At 73.7% G+C, this 22,959-nt stretch carries 2 protein-coding genes; both read left to right on the forward strand.

Annotated features, from left to right (window positions below; all coding sequences use genetic code 11):
- Positions 1 to 145 precede the first annotated feature (145 nt).
- The gene (locus OHA89_RS39705; protein WP_406368971.1) at positions 146 to 10,963 is read left to right on the forward strand and encodes a beta-ketoacyl synthase N-terminal-like domain-containing protein; all 10,818 of its coding nucleotides are present in this window, start codon (positions 146 to 148) and stop codon (positions 10,961 to 10,963) included.
- Positions 10,960 to 22,938: an SDR family NAD(P)-dependent oxidoreductase gene (locus OHA89_RS39710; RefSeq protein ID WP_331761745.1), complete on the forward strand. Its 11,979-nt coding sequence runs from the start codon at positions 10,960 to 10,962 to the stop codon at positions 22,936 to 22,938. The genes OHA89_RS39705 and OHA89_RS39710 overlap by 4 nt, the downstream gene beginning before the upstream one ends.
- The last annotated feature ends 21 nt before the right edge of the window (positions 22,939 to 22,959 follow it).

Raw genomic sequence — 22,959 nt, forward strand, 5'->3', positions numbered from 1 at the left:
TGCACCAAGGCCTCACGGCCGCGCCACCGGGCACACCAGGCCTCGTTGACCCGGGCTCAAGTGTTTGCCGATTGGCTGATCCGGTCCCCGTGTTGTGTCCGCGGGGACCTGAAAGCTCGCGGTGGCCGCGCAGAGAGGCTCGATGGTGTCGAATACAAACCAGGACCGGATGCAGGCTGCCTTGCCGGCGATCCGCGCGTTGCAGAAGCGTGCGGCGGACCTCGAGGCGAAGCAGTCCGAGCCGATCGCGGTCGTGTCGATGGCATGCCGCCTCCCTGGTGGTATCGACACCCCGGAGGGCTTCTGGGAGCTGCTCGCCTCCGGCGGTGACGCCGTCGGCGGCCTGCCCTCGCGCTGGACCGGCCTGGACCTCTACGACCCCGACCCGGAGGCCGTCGGCAAGACGTACTCCCAGGACGGCGGATTCCTCGACGGAGCCGAGGACTTCGACGCCTCGTTCTTCGGCATCTCGCCGCGCGAGGCCGTCTCGATGGACCCGCAGCAGCGCCTCGTCCTGGAGGCCTCGTGGGAGGCCCTCGAACGGGCCGGCATCCGCCCGGACTCGCTGATGGAGAGCCGTACCGGCGTCTACCTCGGCACGATGAGCTCCGACTACGGCCACCTGGGCCGCGATCTGGACGCCCTCGACGGTTACGTGAGCACGGGCAAGGCCTCCAGCGTGGTCTCCGGCCGCGTCTCCTACACGCTGGGCCTCCAGGGCCCGGCCGTCACCGTCGACACGGCCTGCTCCTCCTCGCTGGTCGCCCTGCACCTGGCGGTGCAGGCCCTGCGGCAGGGCGAGTGCGAACTCGCCCTCGCGGGCGGCGTCACCATCATGAGCGCCCCCTCCCTCTTCGTGGAGTTCTCCCGCCTGAAGGGCATGGCGGCCGACGGCCGCTGCAAGTCCTTCTCGGCCGGCGCCGACGGCGCGGGCTGGGCCGAGGGCGTGGGCGTGATCGCGCTCAAGCGCCTGTCGGCCGCGCAGCGGGACGGCGACCGGGTGCTGGCCGTGATCCGCGGCTCGGCGGTCAACCAGGACGGTCGCAGTCAGGGCCTGACCGCGCCGAACGGTCCCTCGCAGCAGCGGGTGATCCAGGACGCGCTGGCCGCCGCCCGGCTGACCCCGGCGGACATCGACGCGGTCGAGGCGCACGGCACGGGCACCTCGCTGGGCGACCCGATCGAGGCGGGCGCGCTGGCCGAGGTCTTCGGGCCGGGGCGCGAGGCGGACCGGCCGGTCTACCTGGGCTCGTCGAAGTCGAACATCGGGCACGCGCAGGCGGCTGCCGGTGTCATCGGTGTGATCAAGATGGTTCTGGCGCTGGAGCACGGTGTGCTCCCGAAGACCCTGCACGCCGAGGAGCCGACCCCGCTGATCGAGTGGGACCGCAGCGGGCTCGAGCTGCTGAACGAGGCGCGTGCGTGGGAGCGGGGCGCGGAGCGCACCCGCCGCGCGGGCGTCTCTTCCTTCGGCCTGAGCGGTACCAACGCCCACGTGGTGCTGGAGGAGGCCCCGGCCCGGGAGGCCGCCGAACCGGCTGCCGACGTGCCGGCCGGTCCCCTTCCGGTGGTCGTCTCCGGCCGTGACGAGGCTGCCCTGCGCGAACAGGCGGGCCGTTGGGCGGACTGGCTGTCCGGGCGCACCGAGGTCCCGCCGGCCGATGTGGCGATCACTGCCGCCCGTCACCGTTCGCACTTCGAGTCGCGGGCGAGTGTGGTCGCGGCCGACACCGAGGGCCTGGTGGAGGCGCTGCGCGCGCTGGCCGAGGGCACTGCGCACGACGCGGTGGTGACGGGCTCGGCCGCGCGTCGCGGCAAGGTCGTCTTCGTCTACCCGGGTCAGGGCTCGCAGTGGGTCGGCATGGGGCGTGAACTCCTCGCCCGGAATCCGGTCTTCGCCGAGACCATCGACGCCTGTGATGCCGCGCTGCGCCCGTTCACGGGCTGGTCGGTGCGTGAGGTGCTCGCCGGTGAGGAGGGTGACCACCCGCCGTTCGACCGGGTGGACGTGGTCCAGCCCGCCCTCTTCGCCATGGGCGTGGGCCTTTCCGCCGTCTGGCGTTCCCTCGGTGTCGAGCCCTCCGCCGTTGTGGGTCACTCGCAGGGTGAGGTCGTCGCCGCTGTGGTGAGCGGTGCTCTCACTCTGGAGCAGGGCTCGCAGATCGTGGCCCAGCGATCCCAGGCGGTTCTTGCCTGTGCGGGCCAGGGCGGTATGGCTCTGATCGAGCGCCCGGTGGCCGAGGTCGAGGAGTTCGTGGCACCGTACGGTGAGGCCCTTTCCGTAGCCGCGGTGAACACCGCTGGTTCGACGGTGATCTCGGGCCAGGCCGACGCGATCACCAAGATCGTCGCCGAGCTGTCCGAGCAGAACGTCTACGCGCGCAAGATCAACGTGGACTACGCGTCCCACAACGCCCAGATGGACCCGCTGCTGCCCGGTCTTGCACAGGGCTTCGAGGGGATCGCTCCGACCGGTACGGACATCGCCTTCTACTCGACGGTGACCGGCCAGGTCGCCGACGGCACGGACCTGAACGGCACCTACTGGTGCCGCAACCTGCGTGAGCCGGTCCGCTTCGACCGCGCCCTGAACCAGCTCCTGGACGACGGTCACGGCGTGTTCGTCGAGATCAGTGCGCACCCGGTCCTGTCGATGCCGTTGACCGACGGCAGTGCGGAGCGCGGCGGGATCGTCGTCGGTTCCCTCGCCCGTCAGCACGGCGAGCCGGCCCAGCTCCTCCGCAACCTCGGCCTGCTCCACGTCCAGGGCCACAACCTGAACTGGGACCGGGTACTCGACGCCGGCAGCCTCGTACCGCTCCCCACCTACGCCTTCCAGCGTGAGCGCTACTGGCTCGAGTCCGACGAGCGGGCAGGCGACGTCCGTTCGCTGGGCCTCACCGCCTCGGCGCACCCCTGGCTCGGCGCGGCCACCGCGCTGGCCGACGGCGAGGGATACCTCTTCACCGGCCGGCTCTCCTCCGCGCAGTACCCCTGGCTCCGGGAGCACGCGGCCTTCGGTACGCCGCTCGTCCCCGGCACCGGCCTGCTCGAGCTCGTCCTCACCGCCGCCCACCACGTGGGCGCCCCCGGCGTCTCCGAACTCGTCCTCACCGAGCCGCTGCTGCTCGGCACGGACGGGGCGATCCGCCTCCAGGTCGCCGTCGGCGCCCCCGACAGCACCGGCCGCCGCCCCGTCGCGGTCTACAGCCTCCCGGAGAACGCCGCCGACGACGCCCCGTGGCGCCGGCACGCGGCCGGCTCCCTCTCCCACGCGCCGACCGCCGACAGCGACACGTTCGCCGAGCTGGCCCAGTGGCCCGTCCCCGGCACCCAGCCCGTCGACCTCGAAGGGTTCTACGACCGCCTGCGCGCCCGCGGCCTCGACTACGGGCCCGCCTTCCAGGGCCTGACCGAGCTCCACCGCGCCGGCGACACCGCGTACGCCCGGGTCCAGCTGCCGGAGGGGCTGAAGGCCGACGAGTTCGGCATTCACCCCGCCCTCCTCGACGCGGCCCTGCACGCCCTGGTCGGCGTCCAGGACACGAGCACCGGGACCGACGCCTCGCAGGTGCTGCTCCCGTTCGAGTGGACGGGCGTCGAGCTCCTCGCCGCCGGAGCCACCGAGCTGCGCGTACGCGTCGCACTCGACCCCCGGCAGAACAGCGTGCGCGTCACCGCCACCGATCCGTCCGGCCGGCCCGTCGCCCACGCCGACGGACTCCAGCTGCGCGCCGCGGGCGCCGAGCAGCTCAAGGCCACCGAGACCGTCGACCACCTCTACCAGGTCGCCTTCCAGGCCCCGCCCGTGCTGGAGGAGGCCCCGCAGGACGGCCCGACCTGGGTCCTGGGCGACGACACGCTCGGCTTCGACGCCGCCCACCCGGACGCGGACGCACTGCTCGCCGCCGTCTCCGCCCTCGACACCGACGAGGACGCCCCGGACCGCCTCCTCGTCGACGCCACCCGCCTGATCGGCACGACCGCCCTTGCGGAGGCCACCGCCGGGCTGGAGCTGCTGCAGCGCCTCCTCGCCGAGCCCCGCCTCGAACGGACCGAGCTGATCTGGCTGACCCGGGGCGCGGTCCACGCCGACGGCCCCGTACGCGACCTCGTCCGCGCGGGCCTGTGGGGACTGCTGCGCACGGCCCGCAGCGAGCACGCCGACCGGGTGATCCGCCTCGTCGACATCGACGCCGAGCCGTCCGCCGTGGCGGCGGACGTGGCGCGCGCCCTGTCGGTCACTGGTGAGCCGGAGCTGGCGGTGCGCGGTGGTGAGATCCGGGTGGCGCGTCTGGTGCGTGCGGAGACCGGCGGGGAGCTGCCGGAGTTCGCGGCGGACGGATCCGTTCTGGTGACGGGTGGTACCGGTGAGCTGGGTCGGGCGGTTGCCCGTCATCTGGTGTCGGTGCATGGCATACGTCATCTCGTACTGACGTCCCGGCGCGGTATGGAGGCTCCGGGGGCCGGTGAGCTGGTGGCCGAGCTGGAGTCGGCCGGCGCCGAGAGCGTACGGATCGTCGCGGCTGATGTCTCCGACCGCAGCCAGGCGGAGGCCCTCCTGGCGGCGCCCGAGCGCCCCTGGACGGCCGTGTTCCACCTGGCCGCGGTACTCGACGACGGTCTGCTGGTCTCGCAGGACGCGGAGCGTCTGGCCCGGGTCTGGCAGCCGAAGGCCGAAGCCGCGCTCCACCTCCACGAGCTGACGCAGGGTCTGGACCTGGCCGCGTTCGTGCTCTTCTCCTCCGCCGCCGGCGTCCTCGGCGGCGCGGGCCAGAGCAACTACGCCGCCGCGAACACCTTCCTGGACGCCCTCGCCGCCCACCGCCGGGCGAACGGACTCCCCGCGACGAGCCTGTCCTGGGGACTGTGGCAGCAGGCCGGGCAGGGCCTCACTGCCACCCTCGGCCAGGCCGAACTCGCCCGGCTCCGCCGCCAGGGCGTCGCCGCTCTGAGCGAGGCACAGGGCCTGGCGGCCCTGGACGCGGCCCTGGCTTCGGCCCAGCCGCACCTGGTCCCCGTACGCCTCGAACTCACCTCGCTCCAGCGCGAGCTGGACGGGGGCGCGGCGGTTGCGGCGCTGTTCCGCGGTCTGCTGCGCGCCCGACGCCAGCGGGCCGGGCAGTCCGCCGGCACGCCGACCGGCCTGCGCGACCAGCTGGCCGCCCAGCACGAGGCCGAGCGGCTCACGTCGCTGATCCGGCTGGTGCAGCGCGAGGCGGCCGTGGTCCTCGGTGTCGCGACCGCTGACGGGATCGGTGCGCAGCAGGTCCTCAAGGAGCTCGGGATCGACTCCCTGATGGCCGTGGAGCTGCGTCGCCGCCTGTCGTCCGAGACCGGGGTCACGCTGCCCTCGACGCTCGCGTTCGACTACCCGACGCCGACCGCCATCGCCGGCCTGCTGCTCGACAAGCTGGACCTGACCACCGGCAAGGCCAAGGCGAAGGCCAACGCGCTGCGCCACACCGCGACCGCCCCGGCGGCCGACGACCCGATCGCGGTCGTGTCGATGGCCTGCCGCCTGCCCGGCGGGATCGACACCCCGGAGGGCTTCTGGGAGCTGCTCGCCTCCGGCGGCGACGCCGTCGGCAGCCTGCCCTCGCGCTGGGACAGCCTCGGCGTTTACGACCCCGACCCGGAGGCCGTCGGCAAGAGCTACTCGCGCGAAGGCGGCTTCATCCAGGACGTCGAGCGCTTCGACGCCTCGTTCTTCGGCATCTCGCGGCGCGAGGCCGTCTCGATGGACCCGCAGCAGCGCCTGGTCCTGGAGACCTCGTGGGAGGCCCTGGAGCGGGCGGGCATCCGCCCCGACTCGCTCAGCGAGAGCCGCACCGGCGTCTACCTCGGCGCCATGACCTCCGACTACGGGCACATGGGCCACGACCTGGACGCCCTCGACGGCTACACCAGCACGGGCTACGCCTCCAGCGTGGTCTCCGGCCGCGTCTCGTACGCGCTGGGCCTCCAGGGCCCGGCCGTCACCGTCGACACCGCCTGCTCCTCCTCACTGGTGGCCCTGCACCTGGCGGCGGGCGCGCTGCGCCAGGGGGAGTGCGAACTCGCCCTCGTCGGCGGCGTCACCGTCATGAACAGCCCCGCTCTCTTCGTCGAGTTCTCCCGTCTGAAGGGCATGGCTCCGGACGGCCGCTGCAAGTCCTTCTCGGCGCAGGCCGACGGCGCCGGCTGGGCCGAGGGCGTCGGCATCCTCGTCCTCAAGCGCCTGTCCGCCGCCGAGCGCGACGGGGACGAGGTCCTGGCCGTGATCCGCGGCTCGGCCGTCAACCAGGACGGCCGCAGCCAGGGCCTGACCGCGCCGAACGGTCCTTCGCAGCAGCGCGTGGTCCAGGAAGCCCTGGAAGCGGCCCGGCTGACCCCCGCCGACATCGACGCCATCGAGGCGCACGGCACCGGCACCTCACTGGGCGACCCGATCGAAGCCGGTGCGCTGGCCGAGGTCTTCGGCCCCGACCGGGAGGAGGACCGGCCCGTCTACCTGGGCTCCTCCAAGTCGAACATCGGCCACGCACAGGCCGCCGCGGGCGTGGTCGGCGTGATGAAGATGATCCTCGCCCTCCAGCACGAGACCCTGCCCAAGACCCTCTACGTCGACGAGCCCAGCCCGCACATCGCCTGGGACGGCAGCGGCCTCGAGCTGCTGAACGAGGCGCGCCCGTGGGAGCGGGGGGCGCGGCGCACCCGCCGTGCGGGCGTGTCCTCCTTCGGCCTGAGCGGTACGAACGCCCACGTGATCGTGGAGGAGCCGCCCGCGGCGGCCCCCGCTCCGGGCGCCGCGGCTGCCGCTGACGGACCGCTCCCGGTGGTCGTCTCCGGCCGTGACGAGGCTGCGCTGCGCGAGCAGGCGGGCCGTTGGGCGGACTGGCTGTCCGCGCGCACCGAGGTCCCGCCGGCCGATGTGGCGATCACTGCCGCCCGGCACCGTTCGCACTTCGAGTCGCGGGCCAGTGTCGTGGCCGCGGACTCCGCCGGTCTGGTGGAGGCGCTGCGGTCGTTGGCCGAGGGCGGCTCCCACGACGCGGTGGTGACCGGGACCGCGCGTGAGCGCGGGAAGGTCGTCTTCGTGTACCCGGGCCAGGGCTCGCAGTGGGTGGGCATGGGCCGGGAACTCCTCGCCTCCAGTGCCGTGTTCGCGGAAGCCGTCGACGCGTGTGACGCCGCTCTGCGTTCGCACACGGGTTGGTCGGTGCGTGAGGTGCTCGCCGGTGAGGAGGGTGACCACCCGCCGTTCGACCGGGTGGACGTGGTCCAGCCCGCCCTGTTCGCCATGGGAATCGGCCTCTCGGCGCTGTGGCGTTCCCTCGGGGTCGAGCCGTCGGCGGTGGTCGGCCACTCGCAGGGCGAGGTCGTCGCCGCTGTGGTGAGCGGTGCTCTGACTTTGGAGCAGGGCTCGCAGATCGTCGCCCAGCGCTCGCAGGCGGTTCTCGCCTGCGCCGGCCAGGGCGGTATGGCCCTGATCGAGCGCCCGCTGGCCGAGGTGGAAGGATTCCTCGCCCCCTACGGCGACGCCCTGTCCGTCGCCGCGGTCAACACCACCGGCTCGACGATCATCTCCGGTGTGGCGGACGCGATCACCAAGATCGTCGCGGAGCTCTCCGACCAGAACGTCTACGCCCGCAAGATCAATGTGGACTACGCCTCCCACAACGCCCAGATGGACCCCCTCCTCCCCGATCTCGCCGCCGGCTTCGAGGGCCTGGTCCCGTCCCGGACGGACATCGCCCTGTACTCGACGGTGACCGGCCAGGTCGCCGATGGCACCGAGCTCGACGGCACGTACTGGTGCCGCAACCTGCGTGAGCCGGTGCGCTTCGACCGCGCCCTGAACCAGCTCCTGGACGACGGTCACGGCGTGTTCGTCGAGATCTCCGCCCACCCCGTTCTGTCCATGCCGTTGACCGATGGCAGTGCGGAGCGCGGCGGGATCGTCGTCGGTTCCCTCGCCCGTCAGCACGGCGAGCCGGCCCAGCTCCTCCGTAACCTCGGCCTGCTCCACGTCCAGGGCCACACCCTCGACTGGGACCGGGTACTCGGCACCGGCACGGGAGACCTCGTACCGCTCCCCACCTACGCCTTCCAGCGCGAGCACTACTGGCTCGAGACCGCCAAGCCCACCGGCAACGTGCGGTCGGTCGGCCTCGATGTCCCCGACCACCCGTGGCTCGGCGCGGTCACCGCGCTGGCCGACGGCGAGGGACACGTCTTCACCGGCCGGATCTCCCTCGCCGAGCACCCCTGGCTGGCACAGCACGCGGCCTTCGGCACCGTCCTCGTCCCCGGCACCGGCCTGCTCGAACTAGCCCTGACCGCCGCCCACCACGTCGGCGCGGAGTCGGTCGGGGAACTCACGCTGCTGGAGCCGCTGACCCTGACCGAGGACTCGGCCGTCCGGCTTCAGGTGGTGGTCGGCCCGTCCGACGCCACCGGCCGCCGCCCGGTCACCGTCTACAGCCGTCCGGACGAGGCCTCCGACTCCGGCTGGCGCCGCCACGCCACCGGCGAACTCGCGGAATCCGCGGAGGCACCCGCCCCCGCCGACGCCGAGGCGTTCGCCGAGCTGGCGCAGTGGCCGGTCGCGGGCGCCGAGTCCGTCGATCTGGACGGTTTCTACACGGGCTTCCGTGAGCGCGGCCTGGACTACGGTCCGGCGTTCCAGGGTCTGACGGAGCTGTGGCGCAAGGGCGACACCGCGTACGGACTCATCCGTCTGCCCGAAGGCTTGGCCGCCGACGACTTCGGTGTTCACCCGGCCCTTCTCGACGCCGCGCTGCACACCCTCATGGGCGTACGCGGCCAGGACGAGAACGACCGGCAGGTACTGCTCCCGTTCGAGTGGACCGGCGTCGAACTCCTCGCCGCCGGTGCCACCGAGCTCCGCGTGCGCATCGACCTGGACGACACCCGCACCAACACCCGCATCTGGGTCGCCGACCCGGCCGGGCAGCCCGTCGTCCGGGCCCGCGGCCTCGCGATCCGAGAGGCGAGCGCCGAGCAGATCCGGGCCGGCGAGCGGGCCGAGCACCTGTACCGCGTCGACTTCGCCGCCCGCGGCGCGCTGGCGCACGAGGACGCCCCGGCGGGCGGCACATGGATTCTCGGCGAGAACGCCGGGATGTTCGCAACATTGGAGGCCGACTATGTGGCTGATGTGGATGTACTCCTTGCCCAGATCGATGAGCGGGCCGAACTACCCCTTCGACTGGTACTGGATGCGACGCGAGGGATAGGGCACGGCGCGCAGCAGCAGACCGCATCCGCCCTCGGAACGCTCCAGCGTCTGCTCGCAGAACCCCGGCTGGCCTCGACCGAGCTCGTCTGGGTGACCCGCTCGGCCGTGGACACGGGCGACGGTGTAGCCGACCTGGCCCACGCCCCGCTGTGGGGCCTGGTCCGGGCGGCCCGCGCCGAGCACGCCGACCGTGTGATCCGCCTCATCGACCTCGGCACCGACGGCGCGGCAGACGACGCCCTGCTGCCCCGGGCCCTGTCGGTCACCGGTGAGCCGGAGCTGGCGGTGCGCGGTGGTGAGATCCGGGTGGCGCGTCTGGTGCGTGCGGAGACCGGCGGGGAGCTGCCGGAGTTCGCGGCGGACGGATCCGTTCTGGTGACGGGTGGTACCGGTGAGCTGGGTCGGGCGGTTGCCCGTCATCTGGTGTCGGTGCACGGCGTACGTCATCTCGTACTGACGTCCCGGCGCGGTATGGAGGCTCCGGGGGCCGGTGAGCTGGTGGCCGAGCTGGAGTCGGCCGGCGCCGAGACCGTACGGATCGTCGCGGCTGATGTCTCCGACCGCAGCCAGGCGGAGGCCCTCCTGGCGGCGCCCGAGCGCCCCTGGACGGCCGTGTTCCACCTGGCCGCGGTACTCGACGACGGTCTGCTGGTCTCGCAGGACGCGGAGCGTCTGGCCCGTGTCTGGCAGCCGAAGGCCGAAGCCGCGCTCCACCTCCACGAGCTGACGCAGGGTCTGGACCTTGCGGCGTTCGTGTTGTTCTCCTCGGCTGCCGGTGTTCTCGGTGGTGCGGGTCAGAGCAACTACGCGGCGGCGAACACCTTCCTGGACGCCCTGGCCGCGCACCGCCGGGCCGATGGCCTTCCCGCGACGAGCCTGTCGTGGGGTCTGTGGCAGCAGGCAGGCCAGGGTCTGACCGCCACTCTCGGACAGGCCGAACTCGCCCGCATGCGCAGGCGCGGCATCGCCGCGCTCAGCGAACCGCAGGCCCTGGCGGCCATGGACGCGGCCCTGGCTTCGGCCCAGCCGCACCTGGTCCCCGTACGCCTCGAACTCACGCCGCTCCAACGCGAGCTGGACAACGGTGGCGACGCCCCCGCCCTGCTGCGCGGCCTCCTGCGCGCCCCGCGCAAGCGCGCGGGCGGCGAGGCGGCGACCGGCGGGAACGGACTGCGGGATCAGCTGACCGCCCTGCCGGAAGGCGAGCGACTGCCGCGGCTCGCCCAGCTCGTGCAGCGCGAGGCAGCCGTGGTACTCGGCGCCTCCGGCACCGCAGGCGTCGGCGCGCAGCAGGTACTCAAGGAGCTCGGCATGGACTCCCTGATGGCCGTCGAGCTGCGCCGCCGCCTCTCCGCCGAGACCGGCATCTCGCTGCCCTCCACGCTCGCCTTCGACTACCCGACGCCCACCGCCATCGCCGGCCTGCTCCTCGACAAGCTGGCCGTGGGAGCCGGGGGAGCGGCACGGACCGGACAGCGCGTGACGAAGAACCAGATCGACAACCTCGTGGAACTCCTGCGTTCCGCGACACCGAAACAACTCGAGGAGCCGGGCCTGGCCGCCGGGCTGCTGGCCCTGCGGGACGGCCTGGCCAAGGCCTCCGCCGCGTCCGGACCGGCCGACGCAGCAGAAGCCGCCGAGACCGAAGCCGAACTCGGCGGCGACAGCACCGATGACCTCCTTCAGTTCCTGGATCGCAAGCTTGGAGTGAGTGAATGAGCGCGTCCGAAGTCGAGAAGCTCGAAAAGCTCGAGGCGTACCTGCGGCGCACGGCGAACGCGCTCGTCGAGACCGAGAAGGAGCTCAACGCCGAGCGGGCCTCGCGTACGGAACCGATCGCGGTCGTGTCGATGGCCTGCCGCCTGCCCGGCGGGATCGACACCCCGGAGGGCTTCTGGGAGCTGCTCGCCTCCGGCGGCGACGCCGTCGGCGGCCTGCCGTCCCGCTGGGACAGCCTCGGGGTTTACGACCCGGACCCGGAGGCCGTCGGCAAGAGCTACGCCCGCGAGGGCGGCTTCATCGACGGAGCCGAGGGCTTCGACGCCCCGTTCTTCGGCATCTCGCCGCGTGAGGCGCTGTCGATGGACCCGCAGCAGCGGCTCGTCCTGGAGACCTCGTGGGAGGCCCTCGAACGGGCCGGCGTCCGCCCCGACTCGCTCAGCGAGAGCCGTACGGGCGTCTACCTCGGCACGATGAGCTCCGACTACGGCAACCAGCAGGGCCACGACCTCAACGCCCTCGACGGATACAGCACCGGCAACGCGAGCAGCGTCGTCTCGGGCCGCGTCTCCTACACGCTGGGCCTCCAGGGGCCGGCCGTCACCGTCGACACCGCCTGCTCCTCCTCGCTCGTCTCCATCCACCTGGCCGTCCAGGCCCTTCGCCAGGGCGAGTGCGAGCTCGCCCTGGCCGGCGGCGTGACCGTGATGAGCACCCCGGCGCTGTTCGTGGAGTTCTCCCGCCTGAAGGGCATGGCAGCCGACGGACGCTGCAAGTCGTTCTCGGCGGGCGCCGACGGCGCGGGCTGGGCCGAGGGCGCGGGCGTGATCGTCCTGAAGAAGCTGTCGGCCGCGCAGCGAGACGGCGACCCGGTCCTGGCCGTCATCCGCGGCTCCGCCGTCAACCAGGACGGCCGCAGCCAGGGTCTGACCGCCCCGAACGGTCCTTCGCAGCAGCGCGTCATCCACGACGCCCTGGAAGCGGCCCGGCTGACCCCCGCCGACATCGACGCGATCGAGGCGCACGGCACCGGCACCCCGCTCGGCGACCCGATCGAGGCGGGCGCGCTGGCCGAGGTCTTCGGCCCCGACCGGGACGGGAAGCGTCCCGTCTACCTGGGCTCCTCCAAGTCGAACATCGGGCACGCGCAGGCGGCTGCCGGTGTCATCGGCGTGATCAAGATGGTCCTCGCGCTCGAGCACGGCGTGCTCCCGAAGACCCTGCACGCCGAGGAGCCCAGCCCGCACATCGAGTGGAAGAGCAGCGGGCTCGAGCTGCTGAACGACGCGCGTGCGTGGGAGCGGGGCGCGGAGCGCACCCGCCGCGCGGGCGTCTCGTCCTTCGGCCTGAGCGGTACCAACGCCCACGTGGTGCTGGAGGAGCCCCCGACGGCCACCCAGGCCCCGTCCGGCGAACCGACCGGAGCAGCACCGCTTCCGGTGGTCGTCTCCGGGCGTGACGAGGCTGCGCTGCGCGAGCAGGCGGGCCGTTGGGCGGACTGGCTGTCCGGGCGCACCGAGCTTCCGCTGGCCGATGTGGCGGTGACGGCTGCCCGTCATCGTTCGCACTTCGAGTCGCGGGCGAGTGTGGCCGCGGCGGATTCCGCCGGTCTGGTGGAGGCGCTGCGCGCGCTGGCCGAGGGCGACTCGCACGACGCGGTGGTGACCGGGAGCGCGCAGGAGCGCGGCAAGGTCGTCTTCGTCTACCCGGGTCAGGGCAGCCAGTGGGTGGGCATGGGCCGTGAACTCCTCGCCCAGAACCCGGTCTTCGCCGAAACGATCGATGCGTGTGACGTGGCGTTGCGTCCGTTCACGGGCTGGTCGGTGCGTGAGGTCCTGGCGGGGGAGGAGGGTGACCACCCGCCGTTCGACCGGGTGGACGTGGTCCAGCCCGCCCTCTTCGCGATGGGTGTGGGCCTCTCGGCGGTCTGGCGTTCCCTCGGGGTCGAGCCTTCGGCCGTCGTCGGTCACTCGCAGGGTGAGGTCGTCGCCGCTGTGGTGAGCGGTGCTCTCACTCTGGAGCAGGGCTCGCAGATCGTGGCCCAGCGATCCCAGGCGGTTCTTGCCTGTGCGGGCCAGGGCGGTATGGCTCTGATCGAGCGCCCGGTGGCCGAGGTCGAGGAGTTCGTGGCACCGTACGGTGAGGCCCTTTCCGTAGCCGCGGTGAACACCGCTGGTTCGACGGTGATCTCGGGCCAGGCCGACGCGATCACCAAGATCGTCGCCGAGCTGTCCGAGCAGAACGTCTACGCGCGCAAGATCAACGTGGACTACGCGTCCCACAACGCCCAGATGGACCCGCTGCTGCCCGGTCTTGCACAGGGCTTCGAGGGGATCGCTCCGACCGGTACGGACATCGCCTTCTACTCGACGGTGACCGGCCAGGTCGCCGACGGCACGGACCTGAACGGCACCTACTGGTGCCGCAACCTGCGTGAGCCGGTCCGCTTCGACCGCGCCCTGAACCAGCTCCTGGACGACGGTCACGGCGTGTTCGTCGAGATCAGTGCGCACCCGGTCCTGTCGATGCCGTTGACCGATGGCAGTGCGGAGCGCGGCGGGATCGTCGTCGGTTCCCTCGCCCGTCAGCACGGCGAGCCGGCCCAGCTCCTCCGCAACCTCGGCCTGCTCCACGTCCAGGGCCACAACCTGAACTGGGATCGCGTACTCGGCGCCGGAAGCCTCGTACAGCTCCCCTCGTACGCCTTCCAGCGCGCGCACTACTGGATCGACACCCCGAAGACCTCGGGCGACGTGCGCGGGGTCGGTCTCGACGTCTCCGACCACCCGTGGCTCGGCGCCGTCACCTCCCTCGCCGGCGGAGAAGGGCACCTCTTCACCGGCCGGATCTCGCTCGCCGAGCACCCCTGGCTGGCCGGCCACGCGGCCTTCGGCACGGTCCTCGTCCCCGGCACCGGCCTGCTCGAACTGGCCCTCACCGCCGCCCACCACGTCGGCGCCCCCGGGGTTGCCGAACTCGTCCTCACCGAGCCGCTGCTGCTCGGCACGGACGGCGCCGTCCGCCTCCAGGTCGCCGTCGGCGCCCCCGAGGGCACCGGCCGCCGTCCGGTCACCGTCTACAGCCGGCCCGAGGGCAGTGACGAGGAATGGCGCCGTCACGCCACCGGCGAACTCGCGGAAGCGGCTGACCTCACCGCCCCCGCCCCCGCTGACGGCGACACGTTCGCCGAGCTGGCCCAGTGGCCGGTCCCGGGCGCCGAGTCCGTCGACCTCGACGGCTTCTACGACGGTTTCCGCGAGCGCGGCCTGGACTACGGTCCCGCGTTCCAGGGCCTGACGGAGCTGTGGCGCAAGGGCGACACGGCGTACGGTCTCATCCGTCTCCCCGAAGGCCTGACCGCCGACGACTTCGGCGTTCACCCGGCCCTTCTCGACGCCGCGCTCCACACCCTCATGGGCGTACGCGACGAAGAGGCACGGCAGCGCGTGTTCATGCCGTTCGAGTGGACCGGCGTCGAACTGCTCGCCGCCGGTGCCACCGAGCTCCGCGTACGCATCGACGTCGCGTCCGGCGCGGACGAGCACCTCACCCTCACCGTCGCCGACGGCGCCGGCCACCCCGTCGTCCGCACCCGCGGCCTCGCCATCCGCGAGGCGAGCGCCGAGCAGATCCGGGCCGGCGAGCGGGCCGAGCACCTGTACCACGTCGAGTTCCGCCCCACCCGGACCCCGGGCGACGCGGAGCCGGCCGGAGAGACCTGGGCCCTCGAGGCCGACGCCGCGATCGCCGCCGCCCTCGGCGCGCACGTGTTCGCGGACGTCGACGCGCTCCTCACCCACCTCGCCGAAAGAGTCGACGCCCCGGCCCGCGTCCTCGTGGACGCCACCGGCGACGCTCCTGCCGCCGACGCCCGCGAACTGACCGCCTCCACGCTCGGAACCCTTCAGCTCCTGCTGGCCGAGCCGCGCCTCGAACAGACCGAGCTCGTCTGGCTGACCCGCTCGGCCGTCGACGCGGGCGACGGCGTGGCCGATCTGGCCCACGCCGCCCTGTGGGGTCTGCTCCGGGCGGCCCGCGCCGAGCACGCCGACCGCGTGATCCGCCTCGTCGACCTCGGCAACGACCGGGCCCGGGACGACCTCGCGCTGGCCCCGGCCCTCACCCTCACCGACGAGCCCGAAATCGCGCTCCGAGACGGGGAGATCCGTACCGCCCGCCTCGTCCGCACGGCCAAGGCGTCCGACGCCCCGCGCCTGAACCCCGACGGTTCCGTTCTGGTGACGGGTGGTACGGGTGAGCTGGGCCGGGCGGTGGCCCGTCACCTGGTGACCGTCCACGGCGTACGTCATCTCGTCCTGACGTCCCGGCGCGGCCCGGACGCTCCGGGGGCCGCGGATCTCGTCGCCGAGCTGGAGGCGGCGGGGGCCGAGAGCGTACGGATCCTCGCGGCCGATGTCTCGGACCGCAGCCAGGCGGAAGCCCTGCTGGCGGATACGGATCGCCCCTGGACGGGCGTGTTCCACCTGGCCGCCGTACTGGACGACGGTCTGCTCGTCTCGCAGGACGCGGAGCGTCTGGCCCGTGTCTGGCAGCCCAAGGCGGAAGCCGCCCTTCACCTCCATGAGCTCACGCAGGGCCTGGATCTGGCTGCCTTCGTGATGTTCTCCTCGGCTGCCGGTGTGCTTGGTGGTGCGGGTCAGAGCAACTACGCGGCGGCGAACACCTTCCTGGACGCCCTGGCCGCCCACCGCCGGGCCGATGGACTTCCCGCGACGAGCCTGTCGTGGGGTCTGTGGCAGCAGGCAGGCCAGGGTCTGACCGCCGCCCTCGGCCAGGCCGAACTCGCCCGCATGCGCCGCATGGGCATCGGTGCGCTCACCGAGCAGCAGGGCCTCGCGGCCCTCGACACCGCCCTCGGCTCCCCGCACCCGCACCTGGTCCCGGTCAAGCTCGACCTGGTCACCCTGCAACGGCGCCCCGACGAAGTGCCCGCCCTGCTGCGGGCCCTCGTCCGCGCCCCGAAGAAGCGCGTCGGCGGGGCGGGAACCGCTCCCTCCGGGCTGCGCGAGCAGCTGGCGGCGCAGCCGGCGGCCGAGCGGCTGTCGTCGCTGGTCCGGCTGGTGCAGCGCGAGGCCGCCGTGGTCCTGGGCGTTGCGACCGCCGACGGGATCGGCGGCCAGCAGGTCCTCAAGGAGCTCGGCATCGACTCCCTGATGGCCGTCGAACTGCGGCGCAGGCTGTCCTCCGAGACCGGCGTCCCGCTTCCGTCCACGCTCGCCTTCGACTACCCGACGCCCACCGCCATCGCCGGCCTGCTCCTCGACAAGCTGGACCTGACGACCGGCAAGCCCAAGCAGAACCAGAAGTCGAAGACGCTCAGGCACGCCCCCGCCCCGGCGGCCGACGACCCGATCGCCGTCGTCTCCATGGCCTGCCGCCTCCCCGGCGGCATCGACACCCCCGAGGCGTACTGGAACCTCCTCGTCTCGGGCGGCGACGCGATCGGCGAACTGCCCTCGCGCTGGGACAGCCTCGGGGTCTACGACCCGGACCCGGAGGCCGTCGGCAAGAGCTACGCCCGCGAGGGCGGCTTCATCGAGGCCGCCGCGGACTTCGACGCGGCCTTCTTCGGCATCTCGCAGCGCGAGGCGCTGTCGATGGATCCGCAGCAGCGCCTGGTCCTGGAGACCGCCTGGGAGGCCCTGGAGCGGGCCGGTATCCGTCCCGGCTCGCTCAGCGAGAGCCGTACGGGCGTCTACCTCGGCGCGATGAGCTCCGACTACGGCGAGCAGGGCCGCGAACTCGACGCCTTCGACGGGTACGTGAGCACGGGCAACGCCTCCAGCGTCGTGTCCGGGCGCGTCTCGTACGCGCTGGGCCTCCAGGGGCCGGCCGTCACCGTCGACACCGCCTGCTCCTCCTCCCTCGTCTCCCTGCACCTCGCCGCGAGCGCCCTGCGCCAGGGCGAGTGCGAACTCGCCCTCGTCGGCGGCGTCACCGTCATGAGCACGCCCCGGCTGTTCGTGGAGTTCTCCCGCCTCAAGGGCATGGCCCCCGACGGCCGCTGCAAGTCCTTCTCCGCCCTGGCGGACGGCGCGGGCTGGTCCGACGGCGTCGGCATCCTCGTCCTCAAGCGGCTGTCCGCCGCCGAGCGCGACGGCGACCGCGTGCTGGCCGTGATCCGCGGCTCGGCCGTCAACCAGGACGGCCGCAGCCAGGGCCTGACCGCCCCCAACGGCCCCGCCCAGCAGCGCGTCATCCTCGACGCCCTGGAAGCGGCCCGGCTGACCCCCGCCGACATCGACGCCGTCGAGGCGCACGGCACGGGCACCCCGCTCGGCGACCCGATCGAAGCGGGCGCGCTGGCCGAGGTCTTCGGCCCCGACCGCGACGAGAACCGTCCCGTCTACCTGGGCTCCTCCAAGTCCAACATCGGGCACGCGCAGGCCGCCGCCGGTGTCGCGGGCGTCATGAAGATGATCCTCGCCCTCCAGCACGAGACCCTGCCCAAGACCCTCTACGTCGACGAGCCCAGCCCGCACATCGCCTGGGACGGCAGCGGCCTGGAACTCCTCCGGGACGCCCGCCCCTGGGCCCGGGAAGCCGCGCGCACCCGCCGCGCGGGCGTCTCCTCCTTCGGCCTCAGCGGCACCAACGCCCACGTCGTCCTCGAAGAGCCCCCGGCCGCCGTTCCGGCCCCGCCCGCCACGGCGACCGGAGCAATCGCAGCGACCGGAGCGACCGAAGCGACCGAAGCGACGGAACCGGCCATAGCGACCGAAGCGACTCAAGCAACCAACGCACCTCTTCCCCTGGTCCTCTCCGGCCGCGACGAGGCGGCCCTGCGCACGCAGGCCGCCCGCTGGGCCGACTGGCTCGAGGGCCACCCCGACGTGCCGCCGGCCGACCTCGCGTACACGGCAGCCCGCCACCGCACGCACTTCGAGCACCGCGCCGCCCTCACGGTGACCACCACCGCCGAGGCGGTCACCGCGCTGCGCGCCCTCGCCGACGGCCGCACCCCCGCGGGCGCCGCCGAAGGCACCGCCGCCGACAGCCCGCTCGCGGTGCTGTTCACCGGACAGGGCAGCCAGCGCCCCGGCATGGGCCGCGCCCTGCACGCCGCCCTCCCGGTCTTCCGGCAGGCCTTCGACGCGGTCTGCGCCGCGCTCGACCCGCACCTGAACCAGCCGCTGGCCGAGCTCGTCCTCGGCGGCTCCGAACTCGTCCACGAGACGGAGTACGCCCAGCCCGCCCTGTTCGCCGTCGAGACCGCGCTGTTCCGCCAGTGGGAGGCCTGGGGCGTGCGCCCCGCCGCGGTCGCCGGGCACTCCATCGGCGAACTCGCCGCCGCCCACGTCGCCGGAGTCCTCACGCTGGACGACGCGGCCCGCCTGGTCGCCGCCCGCGGCCGCCTGATGCAGGCCTGCGAGCGCGGCGGAGCCATGGCGTCCGTGGAGGCCTCGGAGTCCGAGGTCCTCGAGGTCCTCGACACCCTGGAAGTCCGCGCGGGCGCCGCCCAGCGCATCTCGATCGCCGGCATCAACGGGCCCGAGCAGACCGTCGTCAGCGGTGACGAGGCCGCCGTGGCCGCCGTCACCGGCTGGTTCACCGAACTCGGCCGCCGCACCCGCCGTCTGACGGTCTCCCACGCCTTCCACTCCCCGCACATGGACGCCATGCTCGACGCCTACCGCCAGGTGGCCGAGGAGATCACCTTCGCGGCCCCGCGGATCCCGGTCGTCTCCACGGTCACCGGCACCCGGATGGGCCCGGACCTCGCACCGGGCGAAGGCATGCGCGCCGCCGCCTACTGGGTCCGGCAGGTCCGCGACGCCGTGCGCTTCCTCGACGCCGTGCGGACCCTCGAGGCCGACGGCATCGGCCGCCACCTCGAATGCGGCCCGGGCGCCGTGCTGGCCGCCATGGGCGCCGCGTGCGTCACCGACCCCGCCGTGTTCGTCGCCTCCCAGCGCGCCCCCAAGGACCCCGACCGGGCCCCGGACGAGGTCCGCGCACTCGTCGAGGCCCTCGGCGCGCTGCACGTCAGCGGCCAGGAACCCGACTGGGATCAGGTCTTCACCGACCGGCCCGCCCCGGCCCGCGCGGCCGAACTGGCCGCCGGCCTGCCCACGTACGCGTTCCAGCGCGAGCGCTTCTGGCTCGAGCCCGCCCGCGGCACCGCCCGCGGCGCCCGCGACACCGGTCTCGTACCGGCCGGGCACCCCTGGCTCGCCGCCGTCCTGACGCTCGCCGACGGCGAAGGCCAGCTGCTCTCCGGCCGGCTCTCGCTCGCCGAGCACCCCTGGCTGGCCGACCACGCCGTCTTCGGCAGCGTCCTCGTGCCCGGCACCGGCCTGCTCGACCTCGCGCTGGCCGCCGCCCGGGCCGTCGGCTCCGAGCGGGTCGCCGAACTCACCCTCGCCCAGCCGCTCGTCCTCGCCACCGGCGAACCCCTGCGGCTCCAGGTCAAGGTCGGCGCCCCGGATGCCGAAGGACGGCGGAAGATCGCCGTCCACAGCCAGCCGGAAGCCTCCGCCGACCCGGCCGCCTGGACCCTGCACGCCTCCGGCGAACTCGCCGACGACCCCGCCGCCGAGACCCCCGAGGGCCTCGCCGAACTGGCCCACTGGCCGGTCCCGGGAGCCGAGCCCGTCGCACTCGACGGCTTCTACGAGCAGCTCGGCGGCGAGGGCCTCGCCTACGGCCCCGCCTTCCGCGGCCTGACCGCCCTCGCCCGCCAGGGTGACGTCGCCTACGGCCACGTCACCCTGCCCGAGCCGCTGCGCCAGGGCGTCGACGGCCACGGAGTGCACCCCGCGCTCCTGGACGCGGCCCTGCACGTCCTGGCCGGCGTCACCCCCGGATCCGAGCAGCCCGAGGGCACCGTGCTGCTCCCCTTCGCCTGGACCGACGTCACCCTGTACGCCACGGACAGCACCGAACTGCGCGTCCGCATCGCCCTGGACCCGCGGGAGCCCGCGGACGACGCGCGGTCCGCCGCCGCCGGCCTCGGCGCGACCGTCCTGGTCACCGACGCCACCGGCGAGCCCGTCCTGTCGGGCGCGCTCCAGATCCGGCAGGCCTCCGCCGAGCAGCTGAAGGTCACCCGCTCCGAGGGCGACCACCTCTACCGCGTCGACTTCCAGCCGGTGGCCGAGCCCGCCCAGGCCGCCGCCCCGCAGCCCGCGACCACCCTGGTGATCGGCGGCACCGGAGCCCTCGCCGAGTCCCTCGGCGCCACCTGGTCGGCGGGCCCCGAGCCGCTGCTCGCCGACGGGCCCGCCCCCGAGCGCATCGTCGTCGACGCGACCACCACCGGGCCGGCCGACGCCGCCGAGCCGGCCACCCTGGCCGCGCTGGACCTCGTACAGCACCTGCTCACCGAGAAGACCGCGGAATCCGAGCTGGTCTGGATCACCCGCGACGCCGTCGCGGCCCGCCCCGAGGACACCGTGTCCGATCTCGCCCACGCCCCGCTGTGGGGCCTGGTGCGGGCCGTGCGCGGCGAGGTCCCCGACCGCACCCTGCGCCTGGTCGACCTCGACACCGCCACCCCCGACCGGGAGGCCCTCGCCGCCGCCCTCGCGACCGGCGACGAACCCGAACTGGCCCTGCGCGGCGGCGCCCTGTTCGCCCCCCGCCTCGTGCGCACCACCCGCGCCGCGGCCGCCCACGGCGGCGAGGCCCTCACCCCGCCCGCCAGCGACGGACCCTGGCACCTGGACATCCGCGAGAAGGGCAGCATCGACAGCCTCGAACTCGTCACCGTCCCGGCAGCCGGCCCGCTCGGCCCCCACGAGGTACGCGTCGCCGTCCGCGCCGCGGGCATGAACTTCCGCGACGTCCTCAACGCGCTCGGCATGGTCGCCACGCCCAAGCTGGGCCTGGAGTTCGCCGGCACCGTCCTCGAGACCGGATCCGCCGTCACCCACCTGCGCCCGGGCGACCGGGCCATGGGCCTCGCGCTCGGCGCCTTCGGCACCGAGGTCCGCGGCGACGGCCACCTGATGGCGAAGCTGCCCGACACCCTCACCTTCGAGGAGGGCGCGACGATCCCGCTCGCCTTCCTCACCGCGTACTACGCCCTCACCGACCTCGGAGCGCTGCGCCCCGGCGAGAAGCTCCTCGTCCACGCGGCCGCCGGCGGCGTCGGCATGGCCGCCGTCCAGCTCGCCCACCACCTGGGCGCCGAGGTCTACGGAACGGCCAGCCACCCCAAGTGGGACGCGCTGCGCGCCCTCGGACTGCCCGACGAGCGCATCGCCTCCTCCCGCGACACCGCCTTCGAGCAGCGGTGGCTGACCGCCACCGGCGGCGCCGGCTTCGACGCCGTGCTGAACTCCCTCGCCGGGGAGTTCACCGACGCCTCGCTGCGCCTGCTGCCGCACGGCGGCCGCTTCCTGGAGATGGGCAAGACCGACATCCGCGAAGCCGCCGCCGTCACCGCCGCCCACCCGGGCGTCGCCTACAGCGCCTTCGACCTGATGTCGCTGGAGCCCGAGCACCTGCACCGGATGCTCACCGAGCTGTCCACCCTGCTCGCCGACCGGGTGATCGCCCCGCTGCCCTACCTCGCCTACGACGTACGGGAGGCCCCCGCGGCCTTCCGCCACATGGCGCAGGGCCGCCACACCGGCAAGCTGGTCCTGACCACCGGCCGGACCCTCGACCCGGAAGGCGTCGTCCTGCTCACCGGCGGCACCGGCGAGCTCGGCCGCGACCTGGCCGCGCACCTGGTCGCCGAACACGGTGTCCGCCACCTCGTCCTGACCTCCCGCCAGGGCATGGCCGCCCCCGGCGCGCAGGATCTGGTGGCGGACCTCGAAGCCGCCGGCGCGGCCGGCGTGCGCATCCTGGCCTGCGACGTCTCGGACCGCGACGCGGTGGCCGGCCTGCTCGCCGAGGCCGGCAGCGAGCGCCCGCTGACGGGCGTGGTGCACCTCGCGGCCGTGATCGACGACGGCGTCGTGCACAACCAGACGCCCGAGCGGTTCGCCCGCGTCCTCGCCCCCAAGCTGGCGGGAGCCCGGCACCTGCACGAGCTCACCCGCGAGCTGGACCTGGCCGCCTTCGTCCTGTTCTCCTCGGTCGCCGGCACCCTCGGCTCGCCGGGCCAGTCCAACTACGGCGCCGCGAACGCCTTCCTGGACGCCCTCGCCGCCCACCGGCACAAGCTCGGCCTGCCCGCCACCAGCCTCGCCTGGGGCCTGTGGGCGCAGGGCGGCGCCGGAATGACCGCGCAGCTCGGCGAGGCGGAACTCGCCCGGATGCGCCGCCAGGGAGCCCAGGCCCTGACCGCCGCCGAGGGCCTCGCCCTCTTCGACGCGGCCCTGGCCCGCCCCGAACCGCACCTGGTGCCGCTCAAGCTCGACACGGCCCGCCTGGCGTCCGACGACTCCGGGGCGCGCCCGCCGGCCCTGCTGCGGGCCCTGGTCCGTACGCAGCCCAGGAAGGCCAAGGAGGCCGCCGAGCGCGGTTCGGCCTTCCGGGACCGGCTGGCCGCCCTGCCCGGCGAGGAACGCGAGGCGGAACTGCGCAAGTTCGTCCAGCAGGAAGTGACCGCGGTCCTCGGCCTGTCCGGCAGCGTCCCGCTCGACAAGCCCATGCGGGAGTTCGGCTGGGACTCCCTGATGGCCGTCGAGCTCAAGAACCGCCTCGCCCGCCACACGCAGGTGGCCGTCCCCAACACGCTCGCCTTCGACTACCCCACGCCGCGCGCCATCGCCGGATACCTGCACGGCAAGCTCTCCTTCGACGGCTCCGGCGGCGCACCGCAGAGCGCGGCCGTCGCCGACACCCCGCCGCAGGACCCGGCCCAGGCCGCCCAGTGGGCGGTGGCCCGGATCGGCGTCGAACGGCTGCGCCAGAGCGGCCTGCTGGACCGGCTGCTGGAACTCGCCGCACCCGCCACCGCCAAGGCCGAGGCCCCCGCCGACGCCCTGCAGACCGCCCAGGAACTGACCGACGACGAGATGGACGCCGCCCTGGACGCGGTTCTCGGCGGTATCTGACCCCCGGGGGCCGGCCTCCCC

It is taken from the genome of Streptomyces sp. NBC_01546 (assembly GCF_045208355.1).
In the GTDB taxonomy this organism is placed as follows: domain Bacteria; phylum Actinomycetota; class Actinomycetes; order Streptomycetales; family Streptomycetaceae; genus Streptomyces.

Coding starts and splice junctions, on each gene's coding strand:
- OHA89_RS39710 (WP_331761745.1), top strand. CDS start 10,960: ATGAGCGCGTCCGAAGTCGAGAAGCTCGAAAAGCTCGAGGCGTACCTG.